We start from the raw sequence: 18,090 nt of genomic DNA on the forward strand, positions 1-18,090 counted from the left end.
TGCCCCCGAGCCCGAAGGATCTGTCGATGAGGACACTCCGCACCACCCTGCGCGGCGCCGCCGTGGCAGCGGTCACAGCATCGCTCGCCGCCGGAGCAGCGGTCGCAGCGCTACCGGCCACCGCCGCACCGTCCGCCACCGACGAGGGCAGAGCCATGGTCAAGGCCTCCGTGGTCAAGCAGAAGGCGACGTCCGAGGCCAGGGACCAGAAGGCGAAGCCGAAGGTGAAGCCGAAGGTGAAGAAGCCGAAGAAGGCCGCGGCCGACCCGGACTTCGGACCGAACGTCACGTTCATCGACCCGACCTGGTCGACGGACCGGATCAACACCTTCCTCGACTCGGTGAACGACGAGGCGGAGATGAGCCTGGGCCGGCACCAGGTGTTCTTCGAGCCCGGCACCTACGGCAGCGCGGCCGGGCAGAACGACCCGGCAACGGCCACCGACATCGTCAACCAGACGGTCGGGTACTACGAGTCGATCTCGGGTCTCGGCGCGCAGCCGGGCGACGTGCTGATCAACGGCGCCCTGCACGTGGAGCCTGTCGTCGGCTGCCCGGAACGGCCCTGGGAGTGCGCCGCCCCGGGCTCGCTGAACCATTTCTGGCGGTCCATGTCGAACATGGCGATCAACCCGATCCAGCGTCCCGTCGGCGAGGACGCCGCCCGCCCGTTCCCGGCGGGTGTGACCGAGCCGCACCAGATGCGCTGGGCGGTGTCCCAGGCCGCGCCGATGCGCCGCATGGACATCCAGGGCAGCCTGACGGTCTTCGGCCGGTACGGGGAGTTCGCCTCCGGCGGCTACCTCGCGAACTCGCGCGTGGCCGGCACGATCGCCACCGGGTCGCAGCAGCAGTGGTTCACGCGGAACAGCGAGGTCGGCACCTGGGACGGCGGCGTCTGGAACATGGTGTTCTCGGGCGTCCAGGGCGCCCCCGCCACCGACTTCGGGCAGGACCTCGCCGAGGGCGCGAAGGGTGTCAAGACCACCGTCGACAACACCCCGATCAGCCGGGAGGCACCGTTCGTGTACCGGGCCGACAACGGCGAGCTCGCCGTGTTCGTCCCGAACGCGCGGACCGACAGCAACGGGACCGACTGGTCCACGTCCGCCGAGTCCGGCACGTCGATCGGCATGAGCGACTTCTACGTGGCCCGCGAGGACGTCGACTCCGCAGCGTCGATCAACGCCGCGCTGGCCGACGGCAAGAACCTCCTCCTCACGCCCGGCGTCTACGAGCTGGACGCAGCCCTGCGGGTCGACCGCGCCGACACCGTCGTGCTGGGCCTCGGCTACGCCTCGCTCACCCCGACGGCGGGCAACAGCGTGCTGGAGATCGGTGACGTCGCGGGCGTCAAGATCGCGGGCATCACCGCCGACGCGAACGTGCCGGAGTCGGCGACGCTGATCAAGGTGGGTCCGGAGGGCGCGAACGTCTCGGACCCGGCCAACCCGACCACGCTCACCGACGTCTTCGTCCGCGTGGGCGGCCCCTGGGAGGGCAAGGCCGTCACCTCGATCGAGGTGAACAGCGACCACACCCTGCTCGACCACATCTGGGCGTGGCGCGCGGACCACGGCCACGGCGTCTCGTGGGACGGCAACACCGGCGCCCACGGCGTGATCGTCAACGGTGACGACGTGACGGCGACCGGCCTGTTCGTCGAGCACTACCAGGAGAACCAGACGATCTGGAACGGCGAGAACGGCCGCACGATCTTCTACCAGAGCGAGATCCCCTACGACCCGCCGTCGCAGTCGGCGTTCATGGACGGCGACCGTCTGGGCTACGCGTCCTACCGGGTGGCGGACGACGTGACCAACCACGAGGCGACCGGCCTCGGTGTCTACTCGTTCTTCAACCAGGAGCAGGACATCCGCGTCGAGTCCGGCATCCAGACGCCGAACCGACCCGGCGTCAGGTTCCAGTCGATGACCAGCGTCTTCCTCAACGGGTCGGGCGGCATCAACCACGTCATCAACGACACGGGCGGCCCGGCGGTCGGCAGCTTCGCCGCCCCCCAGGTGATCTCCTACCCCTGATCCGACCCACCAGGTAACCCCAGCCCGACCAAGCCAACCAGCCACAACCGAAAGTGACGCCCACAGAAGAGCGGGCGGAGAACAAGAACACCTGCGCGGACGTCAAGGGACGAAACAGGTGAGCCGCCCTCTGGAGGCGCCTCGTCGGCCCAGTCCGCGCAGGTGTTCTCGTTCTCCGCCCGCGGGCCCGCCAGTGCGAGCCTTAGAACAGCGTCACTTGACGTCGACGATGTCCACGACGAACACCAGGGTGTCACCGCCGCCGATCCCGGCCTGCGGCACCCCGCGCGCACCGTAGCCGTGCTCCGGCGGGATCGACAGGAGCAGGCGCGAGCCGACGTTCTGGCCGACCATGCCCTTGTCCCAGCCACCGATGACGGCGCCGACGCCGATCGGGAAGTCGATGGTGGTGCCGCGGTCGTACGAGTTGTCGAACACGTGGCCGCCCCAGGTCTGACCCAGGTAGTTCACCACGATGGTGCGGCCGGACTCGACGACCGGGCCGTTGCCCTCGGAGAGCACCTGCACCTGCAGGCCGGCGGGCGCACCACCCTCGGGGAACGTCAGCTCCGGCTTGTCACCGAAGGTGCCGGAGGCGGTAGGAAGCGTGGTCACGAGGATTGCCTCTCGATCGGGATGGCGCCGGGCAGTCCCGGCGCCGGTACCCGCCCACCCTATGCGGCCACCACTGCCGCCCGCGAAGCGACCGCGGCCTGCCGCAGCGCGTCCAGTGCGGCGATCGCGGGCGGGGTGTGCGCGACGGCGTCCTGCAGCACGGCGTAGATCGAGCGCACGGGCGTGGGACGCACCACGGGCACCGCGACGGTCGCCGGCGGCAGGTTGACGGCACCGAGCTCGGGCAGCACCGTCATGCCGATGCCGGCCTCGACGAACGCGACCGCCGTCGGGTAGTCGTGCGCCTCGACGCGGAACGTGGGGCTGAAGCCGGCGGCCGTGCACGCCTCCAGGAGGTTGCGCCGGCACCAGCCGCGCGCGAAGTCGTTGTCGACCCAGGACTCGTCCGCGAGCTCGGCGAGCTCGATCTCGTCCCGGTCGGCGAACCGGTGGCTCCGCGGCAGGACGGCGACGTACGGGTCGTCGAGGAGGTGGTGCGCCGTGAAGCCGCTCCCCGCGGCGAACTCGGCGTTCGCGACGACCACCTGCAGGTCGGCCCGGTCCTCGGTCTTGTCCGGGATGTGCTCGGCCAGCTCGAGGTCGAGGCGGACGCCGGGAAACTCCGTGGTCACGGTGCGCACGACGTCGGGCAGCCAGGCGGAGCCGACCGAGGCGAAGTAGGCCACCGAGAGCAAGCCGGTGCGCCCCGCGCGCAGGTCGGCGACCATGGCCTCGGCCTCGCCCAGCCGTTCGAGCACGCCGTCGGCCTGCGCGGCCAGAGCGTGCCCGGCGGCGGTGGGCCGGATGCCGCGGCCGTGTCGCGCCAGGAGCTTGAGCCCTGTCTCGCGCTGGAGCGCGGAGACGTGCTGGCTGACGGCGGAGGGTGTGTAGCCGAGGTTCGCCGCGGCCGCGCCGATGGACCCGGAGGCGACGACGGAACGGAAGACGCGGAGGCGGTGGACGTCGAGCATGGGCTCACTGTACAGCCAGACTGAATCCAGATGAAGGAAGAATCGCTGGTGCTTCACAGTGGTTCGGGGCCACCATCGCACCATGACGAACACCACGGCCGATAACCGCCAGACCCGGGCTCCCGCCTCGGGCAGAGTCCCGGACATGACCGTGACCGCCGTGCCCGCCCCGCCGGTCACGAACCGCTTCCTCGTGCCGGCAGCCGCCGCGGTGACCGTGGTGCTGTGGGCCTCGGCGTTCATCGGCATCCGCTCCGCGGGCGTCGACTACTCGCCGGGCGCGCTCACCCTGGGCCGGATCCTCGTCGGCACCGTCGCGCTCACGGTCATGGCCGCCCTGGCCCGCAAGCTGCGGCTGCCGCGCGGCCGGACCCTGGTGGGCATCATCGTCTGGGGCGTGCTCTGGTTCGGGCTCTACAACCTCGCTCTCAACGCGGCCGAGCGCACCCTCGACGCGGGCACCGCGTCCCTCCTGGTCGGTCTCGCACCGATCCTCATCGCGGTGTTCGCCGGCATCTCCCTCGGCGAGGGCTTCCCGGCCCGGCTCCTGCTGGGCATCGGCATCGCGTTCGCCGGCGTCGCCGGGATCGCGCTGGCCTCGTCAAGCGGGGCCTCGGACGCGGTCAGCGTCGTGCTCGGGCTCGCCGCCGCCGTCGTCTACGCCGGCAGCACGATCCTGCAGAAGCGCCTGCTGCCGACGGTCGACTCCCTCACCATGACCTGGCTGGGCTGCGCGGCCGGCACCGTCGCGTGCCTCCCGTTCGCCCCGGCGCTCCTCGACGAGCTCGCCGCGGCCCCGACGTCGGCCACCCTGAGCGTCGTCTACCTCGGCGTCTTCCCCACCGCCATAGCCTTCGCCACCTGGGGTTTCGCCCTGACCCGGACGACCGCCGGCCGGCTCGGCGCGGCCACCTACGCCGCCCCGCCGCTGGCCGTGCTCATGTCGTGGGCCCTGCTGGACGAGATCCCCGCACCGGTCGCGCTGGTCGGCGGGGCGCTGTGCCTGGCGGGCGTCCTGGTGGCGACGCTACGGCTCCGCTCCTGACCTTCGGTCGTGAGCAACCACAGCTCACGACTCGACGGCGCCCGCCTTGCGCTCCAGGACCGAGCGCTCGGCGGCGTTGCCGCACAGCTCGGCGGCACGCAGGTACTCACCACGGGCCTCGGTCGTGCGCCCGAGCCGTGCGAGCAGCTCGCCGCGCACGCCGGGCAGCAGGTGCGAGCCCGCGAGCACGCCCTTATCCACCAGCCCGTCCACCACCTGCAGCCCGAGGGCGGGACCGCGGGCCATGGCGACCGCCACCGCGCGGTTCAGGTCCACCACAGGAGAGGGAGCCAGGCGGCCGAGCGCCTCGTAGAGCACCACGATCCGCTCCCAGTCCGTCTCGGCCACCGAGCGCGCCACCGCGTGGCACTCCGCGATCGCCGCCTGCAGGGCGTACACCCCCATGCCGGACGGCCCGGTGGCGCGCCGCAGCGCCGCCCTGCCCCGGATGATCGCCGCGCGGTCCCAGCGGCGCCGGTCCTGGTCCTCCAGGAGCACCGGTTCCCCCGCTGGTCCCACCCGCGCCGGGAACCGCGCGGCGGTCAGCTCGAGCAGCGCGAGCAGGCCGAACGTCTCCGGCTCGGGTGCGTGTCTGGCCAGCACGCGGGTCAGGCGCACGGCCTCGCGCGCCAGGTCGTGCCGGATCCAGTCGTCGCCCGACGTCGCCGACGAGCCTTCCGTGAAGATCACGTACAGCACCCCGCGCACCGACGAGAGCCGGGCGGCCCGGTCCGCGCCGTCGGGCAGCTCGAACGGGACCTGCGCCGCGGCGATGGTCTTCTTGGCACGCGTGATGCGCGCCTGCACCGTCGCGACCGGAACGAGGAACGCGCGGGCGATCTCGTCGCTCGTCAGACCGCCCACCACCCGCAGCGTCAGCGCGATCTGCGCCTCCCTCGACAGCACGGGGTGGCAGGCCACGAACATGAGGGCGAGCACGTCGTCCTCGATCCGGTCCGGGTCGAAGGCGGCCGGATCAGAACCCAGTTCACCTGTGACGATGCTCGTGCCGGCGGCCACGGACGGGCCTCCGGCGCCCGACGTCGCCTCGCCGTCGGCCAGGCCGTGCGCGAGCGCCGCGTACCGCTCGTCGCGCCCGGCCCGGCGTCGGTAGGCGTCGATCGCCCGGCGCCGCGCCGTCGCGATGAGCCATGCCGCGGGATCGCGCGGCGTGCCGTCGCGCGGCCAGGAGACGAGCGCCGCGGCGAGCGCCTCCTGGGCCACGTCCTCGGCGAGCTCGAAGTCGCGGGTGTAGCGGGTGAGCGCGCCCACGATGTGCGCGGACTCGATCCGCCAGACCGCCTCGACGGCCCGCCGTGCGGCGTCCTCGCCGGTCAGAGCTGGCCGGTCGACTCGCGCCACGCGCGCTCCTTCTGGATGTGCTCGTTGTCCTGCGGGAAGTCCTCCAGCTGCTGGACGCGACGGATCTCCAGCTTGCTCCCCGGCCCGGCCAGCGGTGCCCGCTTGGCCCACTCGACGGCTTCCTCACGCGAGGCGACATCGACGATCCAGAAGCCGTTGAACAGCTCCTTGGTCTCGCCGTAGGGACCGTCGGTCACGACGGGCGTCTCGGAGGAGTAGTCGACGACGACGGAATCGGTCTCGTCCGCGAGGCCCTCACCGGCGACGAGCACGCCCGCCTGGACCATGTCCTCGTTGAACCTGCCCATGTCGTTCATGATCTTCTCGAAGTCCATGTTCTCGTAGACGGCCTTCGTCTCGTCGGTCGAGCGCATGATCAGCATGTACTTCGGCATGGTCTCTTCTCCTGTTGTTCCGGGCCCCCTGATGGGACCTTCTCACCCCTAGGTCGAACGGGAAACCGCTCGATCGACACAACCCGGATATTCCCAGGACGAATGCATGACGAAGCATGGAGCACGGGTTCTGCGCGTCACACACGCACGGCTTGCCACGTGCGCGGAACGTGCGGAACCCTTGAGTCTCATGACGCTCGAATCGATTGAGCCCGTGGGGGCCGATGCCGAAGTCTCCACGGCATCCGGCAAATCCCCACGGCGCCGCCAGACCCCGAAGCCCACGAACTCGGGTCCGGTGAAGGGACATACGTCGAGCGACGGCGCCTCCCCGCGCGCCTGGGACGGACGCAGCAAGTTCCCGCACATCGGCGAGTACGGGTTCCTCTCGGACTGCGAGACCAACGCACTGATCGCACCGTCGGGCAGCGTCGAGTGGATGTGCGTGCCCCGACCCGACTCACCCAGCATCTTCGCCAAGATCCTCGACCGGGGAGCCGGCTACTTCCGCGTGGGCCCGCACGGTGTGCGCGTGCCCGTCGCGCGCCGCTACCTGCCCGGCACACTCATCCTCGAGACCACGTGGCAGACACCGACCGGCTGGCTCGTGGTGCGCGACGCGATGCTGATGGGCCCGTGGCACGACCTCGAGTCGCGCTCGGGCACGCACCGCCGCACCCCCACCGACGACGACGCCGAGCACATCCTGATGCGCACCATCAAGTGCGTGTCGGGCACGGTGGACCTCGAGGTCGTGTGCGAGCCACGCCCGGACTACGCGCGGGACGACGTGGACTGGGAATACGAGAACAGCGGGTACTCGTCGGTGGTGGCCCGCATCGGCGACTCCAACCCCGACCTGTACCTGCGGTCCAGCCTGCGGTTCGGCCTGGAGGGCAAGCGGGCCACCGCGCGCACGCGCATGACGGAGGGCGCGACGCACTTCGTCGCGATGTCGTGGGGCTCGCAGAGCGCGCCGACGACGTATGCGGGCGCCCTGGACGCGATGTGGCGCACCGAGCGGTTCTGGCGCGACTGGATCACGCAGGGCGAGTTCCCGGACCACCCGTGGCGCGCCTACCTCCAGCGGTCGGCGCTCACCCTGAAGGGGCTCACCTACTCCCCCACGGGCGCGCTGATCGCCGCCGCGACGACGTCCCTGCCCGAGACCCCGGGTGGCGAGCGCAACTGGGACTACCGGTACGCGTGGATCCGCGACTCGACGTTCGCGCTCTGGGGGCTCTACACGCTGGGCCTGGAGCGTGAGGCGAACGACTTCTTCGCGTTCATCCAGGACGTCTGCCGCGACAACCGGCAGCTCCAGATCATGTACGGCGTGGGCGGCGAGGAGACCCTGGAGGAGTTCGAGCTGCCGCACCTGTCGGGCTACGAGGGCGCACAGCCCGTCCGGATCGGCAACGCCGCGTACGACCAGCGGCAGCACGACGTGTGGGGCGCGGTCCTGGACTCCGTGTGGCTGCACGCCAAGTCGCGTGACCAGCTCCCCGAGTCGCTGTGGCCCATCCTCAAGCGGCAGGTCGAGGAGGCGGCGAAGCACTGGCACGAGCCCGACCGGGGCATCTGGGAGGTGCGCGGCGAGCCGCAGCACTTCACCAGCTCCAAGCTCATGTGCTGGGTGGCGATGGACCGCGGCGCCAAGCTCGCCCGGCTGTACGACGAGCCCGACTACGCCCAGTCGTGGCAGAAGATCGCCGACGAGATCTCCGACGACATCTGCACCAAGGGCGTGGACGAGCGCGGCGTCTTCACGCAGCGCTACGGCGACCCGGCGCTCGACGCCTCGCTCCTGCTCGTGCCGCTGCTGCGGTTCCTGCCGCCGGACGACCATCGCGTCAAGGCGACGGTGCTGGCGATCGCGGACGAGCTCACCGAGGACGGCCTGGTGCTGCGCTACCGCACCGAGGAGACCGACGACGGCCTGCAGGGCGAGGAGGGCACCTTCACCATCTGCTCGTTCTGGCTCGTGTCGGCGCTGGTCGAGATCGGTGAGGTGGAGCGCGCCAAGGCGCTGTGCGAGCGGCTGCTCGGCTACGCGTCGTCGCTCAACCTCTACGCCGAGGAGATCGAGCCGGGCAGCGGCCGGCACCTGGGGAACTTCCCGCAGGCGTTCACGCACCTGGCGCTGATCAACGCCGTGATGCACGTGATCAAGGCGGAGAACGGCGAGGCGGAGAAGGGCTACTTCGGAGTCACCCGCCCGGTCTGACCTCCCACGCCCGCCCGATCCGGGTGGTCGACCTCGTCCCGGTGGTCGAGCTCGTCGAGACCCAGTTCTCGACGAGCTCGACCACCGGGATCTTTCGTTCGCCGCACCCCCTTGCGCCGTTTGGCTAATGCGCGTAGCTTTTTGGCTATGACGACCAGCCAGCGCGAACCGCTCGCCTTCCTGCCCCGGCCCGAGGGCAACATCGCCTACACCGACGCGGGGGCAGGCCCGCTCGTGGTCGCCGTCCCCGGCATGGGCGACCTCCGGTCCACGTACGACGACGTCGCACCCGCGCTCGTCGCCGCCGGCTACCGCGTGGTCGTGGCCGACCTGCGCGGCCACGGCGACTCGGACACCACGTTCCGCACGCACGGCGACGACGCCACCGGTTCGGACCTCGTCGCGCTCGTCGAGCACCTCGACGGCGGTCCGGCGGTGCTGGTCGGCAGCTCGATGGGCGCCTCCGCCGCCACATGGGCCGCCGCCGAGCGGCCCGACCTCGTACGCGGCCTGGTCCTGCTCGGCCCGTACCTGCGCCAGCCCGGCTCCCCGGGACTGCGCACGGTCATGGGCATCGTCTACCGTGTGCTGCTCGCGCGGCCGTGGGGCGCAGCGTTCTGGGGATCCTTCTACTCCTCGATCTCCAAGGGCCGCCGCTCGCCCCGGCACGCGGAGCACGTCGCCGCGATCCGCCGCAGCATGAGCGAGCCGGGCCGGCTGCGTTCCTTCCGCGACCTCGCGATCGCCCTCGACCACTCGGTCGTCGAGGCGCGGCTGCCCGCGGTCAAGGCCCCGGCTCTCGCAATGGTCGGCGCTATCGACCCCGACTTCTCCGACCCCGCCGCGGAGCTCGCCTGGATCACCGGGGCGATCGACGCCCGCGGGGTCCTGGTCCCCGACGTCGGCCACTACCCCCAGCACCAGGCGCCCGACGTCGTCGTGCCCGCGGTCCTCGATTTCCTCGCCGCTCTCCCGGCCCCGCCGTCCGCTCCCGGCGATACCGCCGCACCGGCCGAGGACGGCGATCGACGTGCCTAGGGCGGGCCTGTCCCCTGACGCCGTCGTGCGCCTGGCGGTCGAGGTGGTGGACGCGGGCGGGCCCACCGGCTTCGCCGACCTGACGCTCGCGAAGGTCGCCGCGAAGGCCGGTGTCGCCGCCCCCAGCCTCTACAAGCACGTGGGGTCGCTGGCGGACCTGCGCCGCGAGGTCACGCTGATCGCCGTCCGCGACCTCACGGCCGCCGCGTCGTCGGCGACCGTGGGCCGCGCCGGTGCCGACGCGCTCCGCGCACTGGCCGGAGCCTGGCGCGACTACGCCCACGCCCACCCCGGTCGATATGCGGCCACACAGATCGGCGCCGACCCGGACAACCCCGCCGACGCCCGGCTCCGGGAGGTGGGCACGGAGAGCGTCCAGGTGGTCGTCGCCGTCCTGCGCGGCTTCGGACTGCCGGACGACCGGGTGATCGACGCCGTCCGCGCGGTCCGCGCCGGCGTGCACGGCTTCGTGACCCTCGAGCTCGGCGGTGGCTACCGCATGCGGGAGGACGTCGACCAGAGCTTCGCCGTGCTGCTCGACATGCTCGTCGCGGGCGTCACCGCACTCAGCACCCCCGGGTCCGCACCGGTACGCGACACCACGGGGAGCCACCGATGACCGCTGCCCGCTGGACCCCGGCCGCCTTCGTGACGGCCGGCCTGGTCTTTCTCCTCTTCCCGCTGCTGCGGCCGTGGCCCGACGAGACCGCCGCCACCACCGAGCTCGCCACGGCGTTCGCGTCCGACCGCTGGGTCGTGGCGCACCTGTTCGGCATCCTCGGCCTCGGGCTCCTCGCCCCGGCACTGCTGGGCCTGCGGACGATCCTCGCCCAGGCGGGTCCGGCCGACGACGGCGGTGCCGGTACTGGGCCCGGGGCAGGCGTCGGCACCGCGACCTGGGCGCTCGTCACGGCATGGGTCGGCGCCGGGTGCGCGGCGCTCTACTTCGGTGCCGAGATCTTCGGCATCCGCACCATCGCGGAAGCCGCGCTGCGTGACGACGACCTCGGGCTGCTCGCCGACGTCGAGGTGCTGCGCATGCAACCGTGGGCCGTCACGTTGTTCGCCGCGGGCCTGCTGCTGCTCGCGGTGGCGGGCGTGCTTGTCGCCGTCGCCCTGTGGCGCTCCGGCGCACGACCGAGGTGGGCCGGTGTGCCGCTGGCGGCTGGCCTGGTGCTCCTGCTCCCTCAGTTCTTCGGCGGCCCGGAGCTACGGATCACGCACGGGGTCCTCGTCGCCGCGGGATGCGTGCTGGTCGCCGTGGCGGCACGCTCCCGAGCTGGTCGCGGATAGCCCCGCCGCATACGACGACGGCCCGGCCCCCTCCGAAGAGGGTGCCGGGCCGTCGCTGGTGCAAGCGGTGGGTCAGTCGCCGCTGAAGAGGCTCTGCAGGATCGTCAGCAGCCGCAGCAGCTCGATGTACAGCCAGATCAGCGTCACCAGCAGACCGAAGGCCGCCGCCCACGCCATCTTGGCGGGCGCCCCGCCCTCGACCCCACGCTTGATGGAATCGAAGTCCAGGATCAGCATCATGGCCGCCAGGCCGACGGCCACGACGCCCACGACGACGCCGAGCCAGCCGTTCCGCATGCCCCAGCCGTCCAGCACGCCGAACATCACGAGGCCGAAGTTGACCAGCGAGAACACGGCGTAACCGGTGACCGCGATCAGCAGCCAGCGCGTGAACTTGGGCGTCACCCGCACGCGACCGCTCTTGAACAGGAACAGCGCGGCGGCGAAGGTCGCGATGGTGCCCAGAATTGCCTGCGGCACCACGCCGTTCGCCATCGACTCCATGACCTTCGAGATGCCGCCGACGAAGGCGCCCTCGAAGACCGTGTAGGCGAGGATGAGCGCCGGGCTCGGGTTCTTCTTGAAGGCGTTCACGAGGCCGAGGACGAGACCGCCGACCATGCCGGCGATCATCACCAGCATCAGCATCGGGGCAGGCACCAACGTCCACGTCGCCGCGGCCACCACAACCAGGAGGGCGAGCAGCCCGCCGGTCTTGATGATCACGTCGTCGTAGGTCATGCGCCTGGTGTCCGCCGTGGTGGCGGACGGCGACTGGTACATCGCGTCGAGGTCCGACGCGTCGACCGGCTGCTGACCCGCGCCGTACCGGCCGTACTGGCCAGGCTGCGGCGGAGTGCCATATGCGGGACTCTGGTTGGGATAGGTGGCGGTGCCGCCGCGCCGTGCGCCAGCTGCACCGGTGCGACGGGGCTCACCGAAGACGTCGCTTCTCGAAAAGACGGGGTTGCTCATCTGCTCCTCCTGGTCTGTCTGACCATCCTAGGGAACGCTGGGAAGGCCTCAGGAGTTCCCGGGTCATACCTTTGGATGAACTGAGTCCGACCTAAGGATGATCAGTGCCTGTTATGGGTGCGGCGGGCGCCGTCGGCTCCCTAGGCTCATAGCAACCAGTCTTGTCGTGACCGACCAGTGACCGCAGAGGTCACCCCGGCGTGCCAGATGGAAGGGCAAGTGATGATCGAGGCCAGAGGCCTGACGAAGAGGTACGGCTCGAAGACAGCCGTGGACGGTGTCACGTTCACCGTGCAGCCGGGCCAGGTGACGGGCTTCCTGGGCCCGAACGGCGCCGGCAAGTCGACCACCATGCGCATGATCGTGGGGCTGGACCGGCCGACGGCCGGGACGGTCACCGTGAACGGAAAGCCGTACGCCGCGCACCGGCGTCCGCTCGCCGAGGTGGGCGCGCTGCTGGACGCCAAGGCCGTGCACACCGGGCGGACCGCACGCAACCACCTGCTCGCCATGGCAGCCACCCATGGCATCCCGACCAAGCGGGTCGACGAGGTGATCGAACTCACAGGCTTGCGACCCGTCGCGACCAAGCGGGTCGGCGGTTTCTCGCTCGGCATGGGCCAGCGCCTCGGTATCGCGGCTGCCCTGCTCGGCGACCCGCGCACGCTGATCCTCGACGAGCCCGTCAACGGGCTCGACCCCGAGGGCGTGCTGTGGGTCCGCAACATCGCGAAGTACCTGGCGTCAGAGGGCCGCACGGTCTTCCTGTCCAGCCACCTGATGAGCGAGGTCGCGCTCACGGCCGACCACGTGCTCGTCATCGGCAAGGGCCGCATCCTCGCCGACGCCCCGGTCTCCGAGATCGTCGACGGCGCCGAGCGCAAGCTCGTGCGGGTCCGGTCGCCGCAGGCCACGGAGCTCGCGGAGCTCCTCAAGGCGCAGGACGCCCAGGTGGACGGCGTCGAGCCGGGCCTGCTGGAGGTCCGCGGCAGCACCGCGGCCGCAGTCGGCGAGCTCGCCGCCCTGTCGAGGATCGTGCTCCACGAGCTCACGCCCGTGGCGTCCACGCTCGAAGAGGCGTACATGTCACTGACCGCCGACTCGGTGGAGTACCAGTCCGAGGGCATCGCGGGCCACGCGGGCACGCAGTCCGATCTTGAGGGGAGCAAGGCATGAGCGCCACGGTCACCGCCCCGGCAGGCGGACCTGCGCCGGGCACGACGGCGGGGTCCACCCCCGTGCAGAACGTCACCTTCTGGCGCGTGCTGCGCTCCGAGTGGATCAAGCTGTGGACGCTGCGCTCGACGTGGTGGACGCTCGCCTCGACGGTCGTGGTCATCGTCGGCTTCGCGCTCATGATGGCCCTCATCGTGCAGCTCGTCGGGAACGAGATGGAGGGCGCTGCGCCGGAGGACCAGGCCGCCATGGGCGGCATGCTCGGCGGGACGATGGTCGTGAGCGCCGGCTTCGAGATGGCGGCCCTCGTGGTCGCGGTGCTCGGTGCCCTGATGATCACCGGTGAGTACTCCACGGGGATGATCCGTTCGACGTTCGCGGCGGTTCCCGGCCGCCTCTCGGCGTTCTTCGGCAAGGCAGTGGTACTGGCGCTCGTGACGGCGGTGCTCATCACCGTCTCGCTCGCCCTGAGCTGGCTCGTCACCTATCCGCTCCTGAACTCGAACGACGCCACGGTGGACTTCGGCGACAGCGCTCAGGTCCGGTCGCTGTTCGGCACGGTGCTGTACGTGGTGCTCGTAGCGCTCTTCGCGCTGGGGCTCGGCGCCCTGCTGCGGCACACGGCGGGTGCGATCTTCACGGTGGTCGCGATCTTCCTCGTGATCCCGACGATCGTCCAGATCGCCACCTTCGCAGCGTCCCAGCTGGAGTGGGTGGGCACGGTGAACAAGCTCCTGCCCAGCGTGGCCGGTGCGCAGATCACACCGAACGCCGGCGCGTTCCCCGACGTGCTCGACCCGTGGGTGGGCATCAGCGTCCTCGCCGGCTACACGGTGCTGGTGCTGGCCGGCGCGGCGGCGCGCCTCAAGCTCCAGGACGCGTAGCGCATCTGGCCTCGGCCCCGTGGCCTGCACCACCGCCCCTCGGGACGGACCGTGCGGGCCACGGGGCCGACGCGTTCCGGTCGCACGCCGCCGCACGCTGCGCCATCGTGGATCTGCGGACCTGAAGAAGCCGGGCCGCGATCCTGAGCTCCCGATCGGAGGGCGCACCATGGCGCGCGACAGGAACCCCGTCACCCACGAACCAGACCTCCACGCCCAGGAGGGCGACCGCCTGACGACGGCGCAGGGCGTCGGTGTGGACGACACCGACCATTCCCTCACCGCTGGTCCCCGCGGCCCTGTGCTGCTCGAGGACCGTCACCTGCGCGAGAAGATCACGCACTTCGACCACGAGCGGATACCCGAGCGTGTGGTCCATGCCCGTGGCGCCGGTGCGCACGGCGTCTTCCGCGCGTACGGCAACGCGGCATCCGTGACGAAGGCCGCCTTCCTGGCCACGCCCGACGAGGAGACCGAGGTCTTCGTCCGGTTCTCCACGGTGCTCGGCTCCCGCGGTTCCGCGGACACGGTGCGTGACGTGCGAGGCTTCGCCACCAAGTTCCACACCCGCGAGGGCACCTTCGACCTGGTGGGCAACGACTTCCCGGTGTTCTTCATCCAGGACGCCGTGAAGTTCCCCGACATCATCCATGCGGGCAAGCCGGAGCCCGACCGGGAGATCCCGCAGGCTCAGAGCGCGCACGACACCTTCTGGGACTTCATCGGGTCCCACACGGAGTCCACGCACATGGCGATGTGGGCGATGTCGGACCGCGGCATCCCGCGCAGCTACCGCACGATGGAGGGGTTCGGCGTCCACACGTTCCGGATGGAGGCGGCCGACGGCTCGACGTCGCTCGTCAAGTTCCACTGGAAGCCCGTGCTGGGCGTGCACTCCCAGGTGTGGGAGGAAGCGCAGATCACCCAGGGCGCCGACCCGGACTTCCACCGCCGCGACCTCTACGACGCCATCGCGGCAGGCGCGTTCCCGCAGTGGGAGCTCGGGCTGCAGATCATGCCCGACTCCCCGGACGAGATGTTCGAGGGCATCGACCTGCTGGACCCCACCAAGATCGTGCCGGAGGAGATCTGCCCGGTGCAGACCGTCGGCCTCCTGACCCTCACCGAGGCCCCGGAGAACTTCTTCGCCGAGACGGAGCAGGTGGCGTTCCACGTGGATCACGTGGTGCCCGGGATCCAGGTCACCAACGACCCGCTCATGCAGGGCCGCCTGTTCTCCTACCTGGACACGCAGCTCACGCGGCTCGGCGGCCCGAACTTCGCCCAGCTGCCGGTGAACCGCCCCCGCGCGGCGGTGAACGACATGTTCCGTGACGGCATGCACCAGCAGGCCGTGCACAGGGGTGTCGTGACCTACAAGCCGAACCAGATCGACGACGACCGTCCGGTGACCGAGCCCGACGGTGACGGCGTGTTCGTCACGCTCCCGACGCCCGTCTCGGGCGAGAAGGGCCGCCACCACCCGGTGTCGTTCACCGACCACTTCAGCCAGGCCCGCATGTTCTGGCTGTCGCTGACACCGGTGGAGCAGGCGCACGAGGTCGAGGCGTTCACGTTCGAGCTCGGCAAGTGCCTGCGCCAGGAGGTCAAGGAGCGCGTGCTCAAGTCGCTCGCCCGCGTCGACTCCGACCTGGTCCGGCGGGTGGCGGCCGGGCTCGGGCTCCCCGTCCCCGAGGGGGAGGTGCCCGACGGCGTCGTGCCGTCCCCCGCGCTGTCCCAGATCCCGGCCGAGCCCGGTCGCGTGGACGGTCGGGTGGTCGGGGTCCTGGTGGCCGAGGGCGGCGACCTGACGCCGGTCTCCGACCTCCGGACCGCCTACGCCGACGAGAACGTGGTGGTCCGCGCGATCGCCGCGCACGGCGGAGAGGTCTCGGGCAGCTCTGCGGAGACGGAGACGGTGGAGCGCACGCTGCTCACCACCCGTTCAGTGGAGTACGACGCCGTCGTGGTCGCCCCCGGCGTCGTCGGCAGCGCCCTGGCCGCGGAGCCGCGCACCGCCGTCCTGCTCCTGGAGGCGTTCCGGCACGGGAAGGCGATGGTCGCCCTCGGCGACGGCGCCGACCTGCTCACCAGCTCCGGCGTCGACACCGCGGCGCCCGGTGTGCTGACCTGCGACGGCGTGCGGGACTGCGTGCAGCCGCTGCGGGACGCGCTCGGGATGCACCGGTCCTGGGAGCGGCTGGCCATGTTCGCGGGGTGAGCCGGGTTGCCGGTGGGGTCCGCGGGCCGGGAGCCGTCGGCCGGGCGGGCGGTTCCAGCAAAGTCGCAGTGACCGCGCGATGTCCAAAGACTTGGTTGCAAAGAATACCTTGCAAAGAGTTATTGGCGTGCGTAGGGTGGCAACACGCGCCACCCCACCCAGCCCCGCAGTCAGGAGATCGCGATGAGCGTCTACACCCCCGCCGTCCGCACCGGTGTTGTCCAGCCCTTCGGGATTCCCCTGCCGACCGCGGCCGCCAGGGTCCAGCAGCCCGCGACACCCAGGCGGCCCGACCCCGAGGCGCGGCGTCGCGAGATCGAGCGCGCCGAGCGACAGCGTGCCCAGGCCGAGCGCGTGCGCGACAACACGGCAGCTCGCCACCCGCTCTCCCTGCGCTGACCGGCACGTCGCCGCGCACCGGCCGCGTCCGACCCCGGCTCCGCCGAGTGGGTAACGTCCTGCCTATGGCGACAGCACGCAAGGGTTCCTCGGGCCGGCAGGCGGAACCGGACGCCCCCTCCCCGGCATCCCTGACGCCGCGCGCGGTGCCAGATCCGCCCGGGTCCCCGGCCGTGGGCCCGCCGGCCGAGCTCGGCCCCGCGGCTCTGCGTGCGCTCGCCCACCCGCTGCGCATCCGCATCCTCGACCTGCTGCCGATCCGCGGGCCGCTCACGGCCAGCAAGCTCGGCGAGATCGTGGGTGAGTCCAGCGGTTCGACGAGCTACCACCTTCGCCAGCTGGCCAAGCACGGCCTCGTCCGCGAGGTGGAGGGCAAGGGCACGGCCCGGGAACGGTGGTGGGAACGCACCCCTGGCGGGTTCAGCATCTCCAGCGCGGGAAAGGACTCCCCCGCGGGCCGGCAGACCGCAGAGGCCGTCAACATGGAGTTCCTACGGCTCCGCAACGAACGCGTGATGGCCTTCGTCCGCACGGGACAGGAGGTCGACGAAGCGACCCTGGAGACCTGGCAGGGCGCCGCCACGTTCATCACGGCCAACAAGTGGGCCACACCGGCCCAGGCCAAGGCGGTCATCGAAGCCTGGGAGCGGTTCGCGGCGGAGCATCTCGACCCGCTGAGCGGACAGGAGGGCGAGCCCGGGGCCGTCCCGTTCGAGGTCCACTTCGACGTGTTCCCCACGATCGACCCCGAGGGCAACCCGCTCTGACACCAGCGGTCTGCCATGAGCAGATCTGCGGCGGGCAGAGATCGCTACCGCGCAGCCGGGCGCGGGCCGATCGTGGGGACATGACCGAGACACCGCACACCCAGCCCATCGACGACCATGTCGCGTCGCGCCTGCTCCACCAGCGCATCGTGCTCATCGGCACCGAGATCGACGACGCCGTCGCCAACCGCGTGACCTCGCAGCTCCTGCTGCTCTCGGCCGAGGACGCCGGCGCGGAGATCAGCCTCTACATCAACTCCCCCGGCGGCTCCATCAGCGCCGGGCTCGCCGTCCACGACACGATGAAGCTCCTGCCGAACGCCGTCTCGACGGTCGCCGTCGGGTTCGCGGGCAGCATGGGGCAGTTCCTGCTCGCCGCGGGCACGCAGGGCAAGCGCTACGCGCTGCCGCACGCGCGGATCATGATGCACCAGCCAGCGGGTGGGATCGGCGGGACGAGCGACGTCGTCATCCAGGCCGAGAACATCCGGCACGTCAAGGACGTGATGACCAGGTTGCAGTCCGAGCACACCGGCCAGCCCGTCGAGACGGTCGCCGCCGACTCCGAGCGCGACCGTTGGTTCACCGCAGAGCAGGCTTTGGCCTACGGCATGATCGACAAGATCGTGGACCAGGTGAACGACGTCCGGCCGGGCGGAAAGCGACGCGCCGGACTCTGA

The 18,090-nt window shown here is 71.1% G+C and carries 17 protein-coding genes; 12 read left to right on the plus strand and 5 right to left on the minus strand.

The window, feature by feature from the left end; translation table 11 throughout:
* Window positions 1-26 precede the first annotated feature (26 nt).
* Entirely contained in the window at window positions 27-2,042 is a 2,016-nt protein-coding gene (locus LUM46_RS21755) for an adenylyl cyclase (protein ID WP_274996916.1), read from the plus strand.
* A gap of 213 nt (window positions 2,043-2,255) precedes the next feature.
* Here LUM46_RS21755 and LUM46_RS21760 read toward each other — a convergent pair whose 3' ends face one another.
* Window positions 2,256-2,657, minus strand: coding sequence for an FKBP-type peptidyl-prolyl cis-trans isomerase (locus LUM46_RS21760; RefSeq protein WP_274996919.1), 402 nt, complete (start codon window positions 2,655-2,657; stop codon window positions 2,256-2,258).
* A gap of 59 nt (window positions 2,658-2,716) precedes the next feature.
* Entirely contained in the window at window positions 2,717-3,628 is a 912-nt protein-coding gene (locus tag LUM46_RS21765) for a LysR family transcriptional regulator (RefSeq protein ID WP_274996920.1), read from the minus strand.
* Between the two features lie 82 nt (window positions 3,629-3,710).
* Between LUM46_RS21765 and LUM46_RS21770 the strand changes: the two genes are divergently transcribed.
* Entirely contained in the window at window positions 3,711-4,673 is a 963-nt protein-coding gene (locus LUM46_RS21770) for a DMT family transporter (RefSeq protein ID WP_274996921.1), read from the plus strand.
* A gap of 24 nt (window positions 4,674-4,697) precedes the next feature.
* Here LUM46_RS21770 and LUM46_RS21775 read toward each other — a convergent pair whose 3' ends face one another.
* Both LUM46_RS21775 and LUM46_RS21780 read right to left on the minus strand, forming a co-directional pair.
* The gene (locus LUM46_RS21775; protein ID WP_274996923.1) at window positions 4,698-6,035 is read right to left on the minus strand and encodes an RNA polymerase sigma factor; all 1,338 of its coding nucleotides are present in this window, start codon (window positions 6,033-6,035) and stop codon (window positions 4,698-4,700) included.
* The gene (locus tag LUM46_RS21780; protein ID WP_274996925.1) at window positions 6,008-6,430 is read right to left on the minus strand and encodes a YciI family protein; all 423 of its coding nucleotides are present in this window, start codon (window positions 6,428-6,430) and stop codon (window positions 6,008-6,010) included. The genes LUM46_RS21775 and LUM46_RS21780 overlap by 28 nt, the downstream gene beginning before the upstream one ends.
* Window positions 6,431-6,728: 298 nt before the next feature.
* Here LUM46_RS21780 and LUM46_RS21785 point away from each other — a divergent pair, with 298 nt between their 5' ends.
* From LUM46_RS21785 to LUM46_RS21800, 4 genes are all read left to right on the plus strand, one after another.
* Window positions 6,729-8,657, plus strand: coding sequence for a glycoside hydrolase family 15 protein (locus LUM46_RS21785; RefSeq protein WP_274996927.1), 1,929 nt, complete (start codon window positions 6,729-6,731; stop codon window positions 8,655-8,657).
* 147 nt (window positions 8,658-8,804) lie between these two features.
* A complete protein-coding gene (locus LUM46_RS21790) occupies window positions 8,805-9,695 on the plus strand; it encodes an alpha/beta fold hydrolase (protein WP_274996929.1) in 891 nt (296 codons plus the stop codon).
* Window positions 9,688-10,314 (plus strand): TetR/AcrR family transcriptional regulator, encoded by a 627-nt coding sequence (locus tag LUM46_RS21795; protein WP_274996931.1) that lies wholly within the window; start codon window positions 9,688-9,690, stop codon window positions 10,312-10,314. Before LUM46_RS21790 ends, LUM46_RS21795 begins: the two co-directional genes overlap by 8 nt.
* Complete coding sequence (locus LUM46_RS21800; RefSeq protein ID WP_274996933.1) at window positions 10,311-10,988, plus strand: hypothetical protein; 678 nt, start codon at window positions 10,311-10,313, stop codon at window positions 10,986-10,988. Before LUM46_RS21795 ends, LUM46_RS21800 begins: the two co-directional genes overlap by 4 nt.
* Before the next feature lie 72 nt (window positions 10,989-11,060).
* Here the strand turns inward: LUM46_RS21800 and LUM46_RS21805 are convergent, their stop codons facing one another.
* Window positions 11,061-11,963: a Bax inhibitor-1/YccA family protein gene (locus tag LUM46_RS21805; RefSeq protein WP_274996935.1), complete on the minus strand. Its 903-nt coding sequence runs from the start codon at window positions 11,961-11,963 to the stop codon at window positions 11,061-11,063.
* A gap of 222 nt (window positions 11,964-12,185) precedes the next feature.
* Between LUM46_RS21805 and LUM46_RS21810 the strand changes: the two genes are divergently transcribed.
* The 6 genes from LUM46_RS21810 (at window position 12,186) to LUM46_RS21835 (ending at window position 18,090) form a co-directional block, all read left to right on the plus strand.
* The gene (locus LUM46_RS21810) at window positions 12,186-13,139 is read left to right on the plus strand and encodes an ABC transporter ATP-binding protein (RefSeq protein WP_274996937.1); all 954 of its coding nucleotides are present in this window, start codon (window positions 12,186-12,188) and stop codon (window positions 13,137-13,139) included.
* Window positions 13,136-14,023 (plus strand): ABC transporter permease subunit, encoded by an 888-nt coding sequence (locus LUM46_RS21815; RefSeq protein ID WP_274996939.1) that lies wholly within the window; start codon window positions 13,136-13,138, stop codon window positions 14,021-14,023. Before LUM46_RS21810 ends, LUM46_RS21815 begins: the two co-directional genes overlap by 4 nt.
* 169 nt (window positions 14,024-14,192) lie before the next feature.
* Window positions 14,193-16,244, plus strand: coding sequence for a catalase (locus LUM46_RS21820; protein ID WP_274996940.1), 2,052 nt, complete (start codon window positions 14,193-14,195; stop codon window positions 16,242-16,244).
* A 183-nt stretch (window positions 16,245-16,427) separates the two neighbouring features.
* Window positions 16,428-16,643 (plus strand): hypothetical protein, encoded by a 216-nt coding sequence (locus tag LUM46_RS21825; RefSeq protein ID WP_274996942.1) that lies wholly within the window; start codon window positions 16,428-16,430, stop codon window positions 16,641-16,643.
* A gap of 65 nt (window positions 16,644-16,708) precedes the next feature.
* The gene (locus tag LUM46_RS21830) at window positions 16,709-17,410 is read left to right on the plus strand and encodes an ArsR/SmtB family transcription factor (protein ID WP_274996944.1); all 702 of its coding nucleotides are present in this window, start codon (window positions 16,709-16,711) and stop codon (window positions 17,408-17,410) included.
* Between the two features lie 80 nt (window positions 17,411-17,490).
* Window positions 17,491-18,090 carry a ClpP family protease gene (locus LUM46_RS21835; protein ID WP_274996948.1) on the plus strand — a complete coding sequence of 200 codons (600 nt, stop codon included), beginning with the start codon at window positions 17,491-17,493 and terminating at the stop codon, window positions 18,088-18,090.

This window comes from Promicromonospora iranensis (assembly GCF_028994805.1).
Lineage (GTDB): Bacteria > Actinomycetota > Actinomycetes > Actinomycetales > Cellulomonadaceae > Promicromonospora > Promicromonospora iranensis.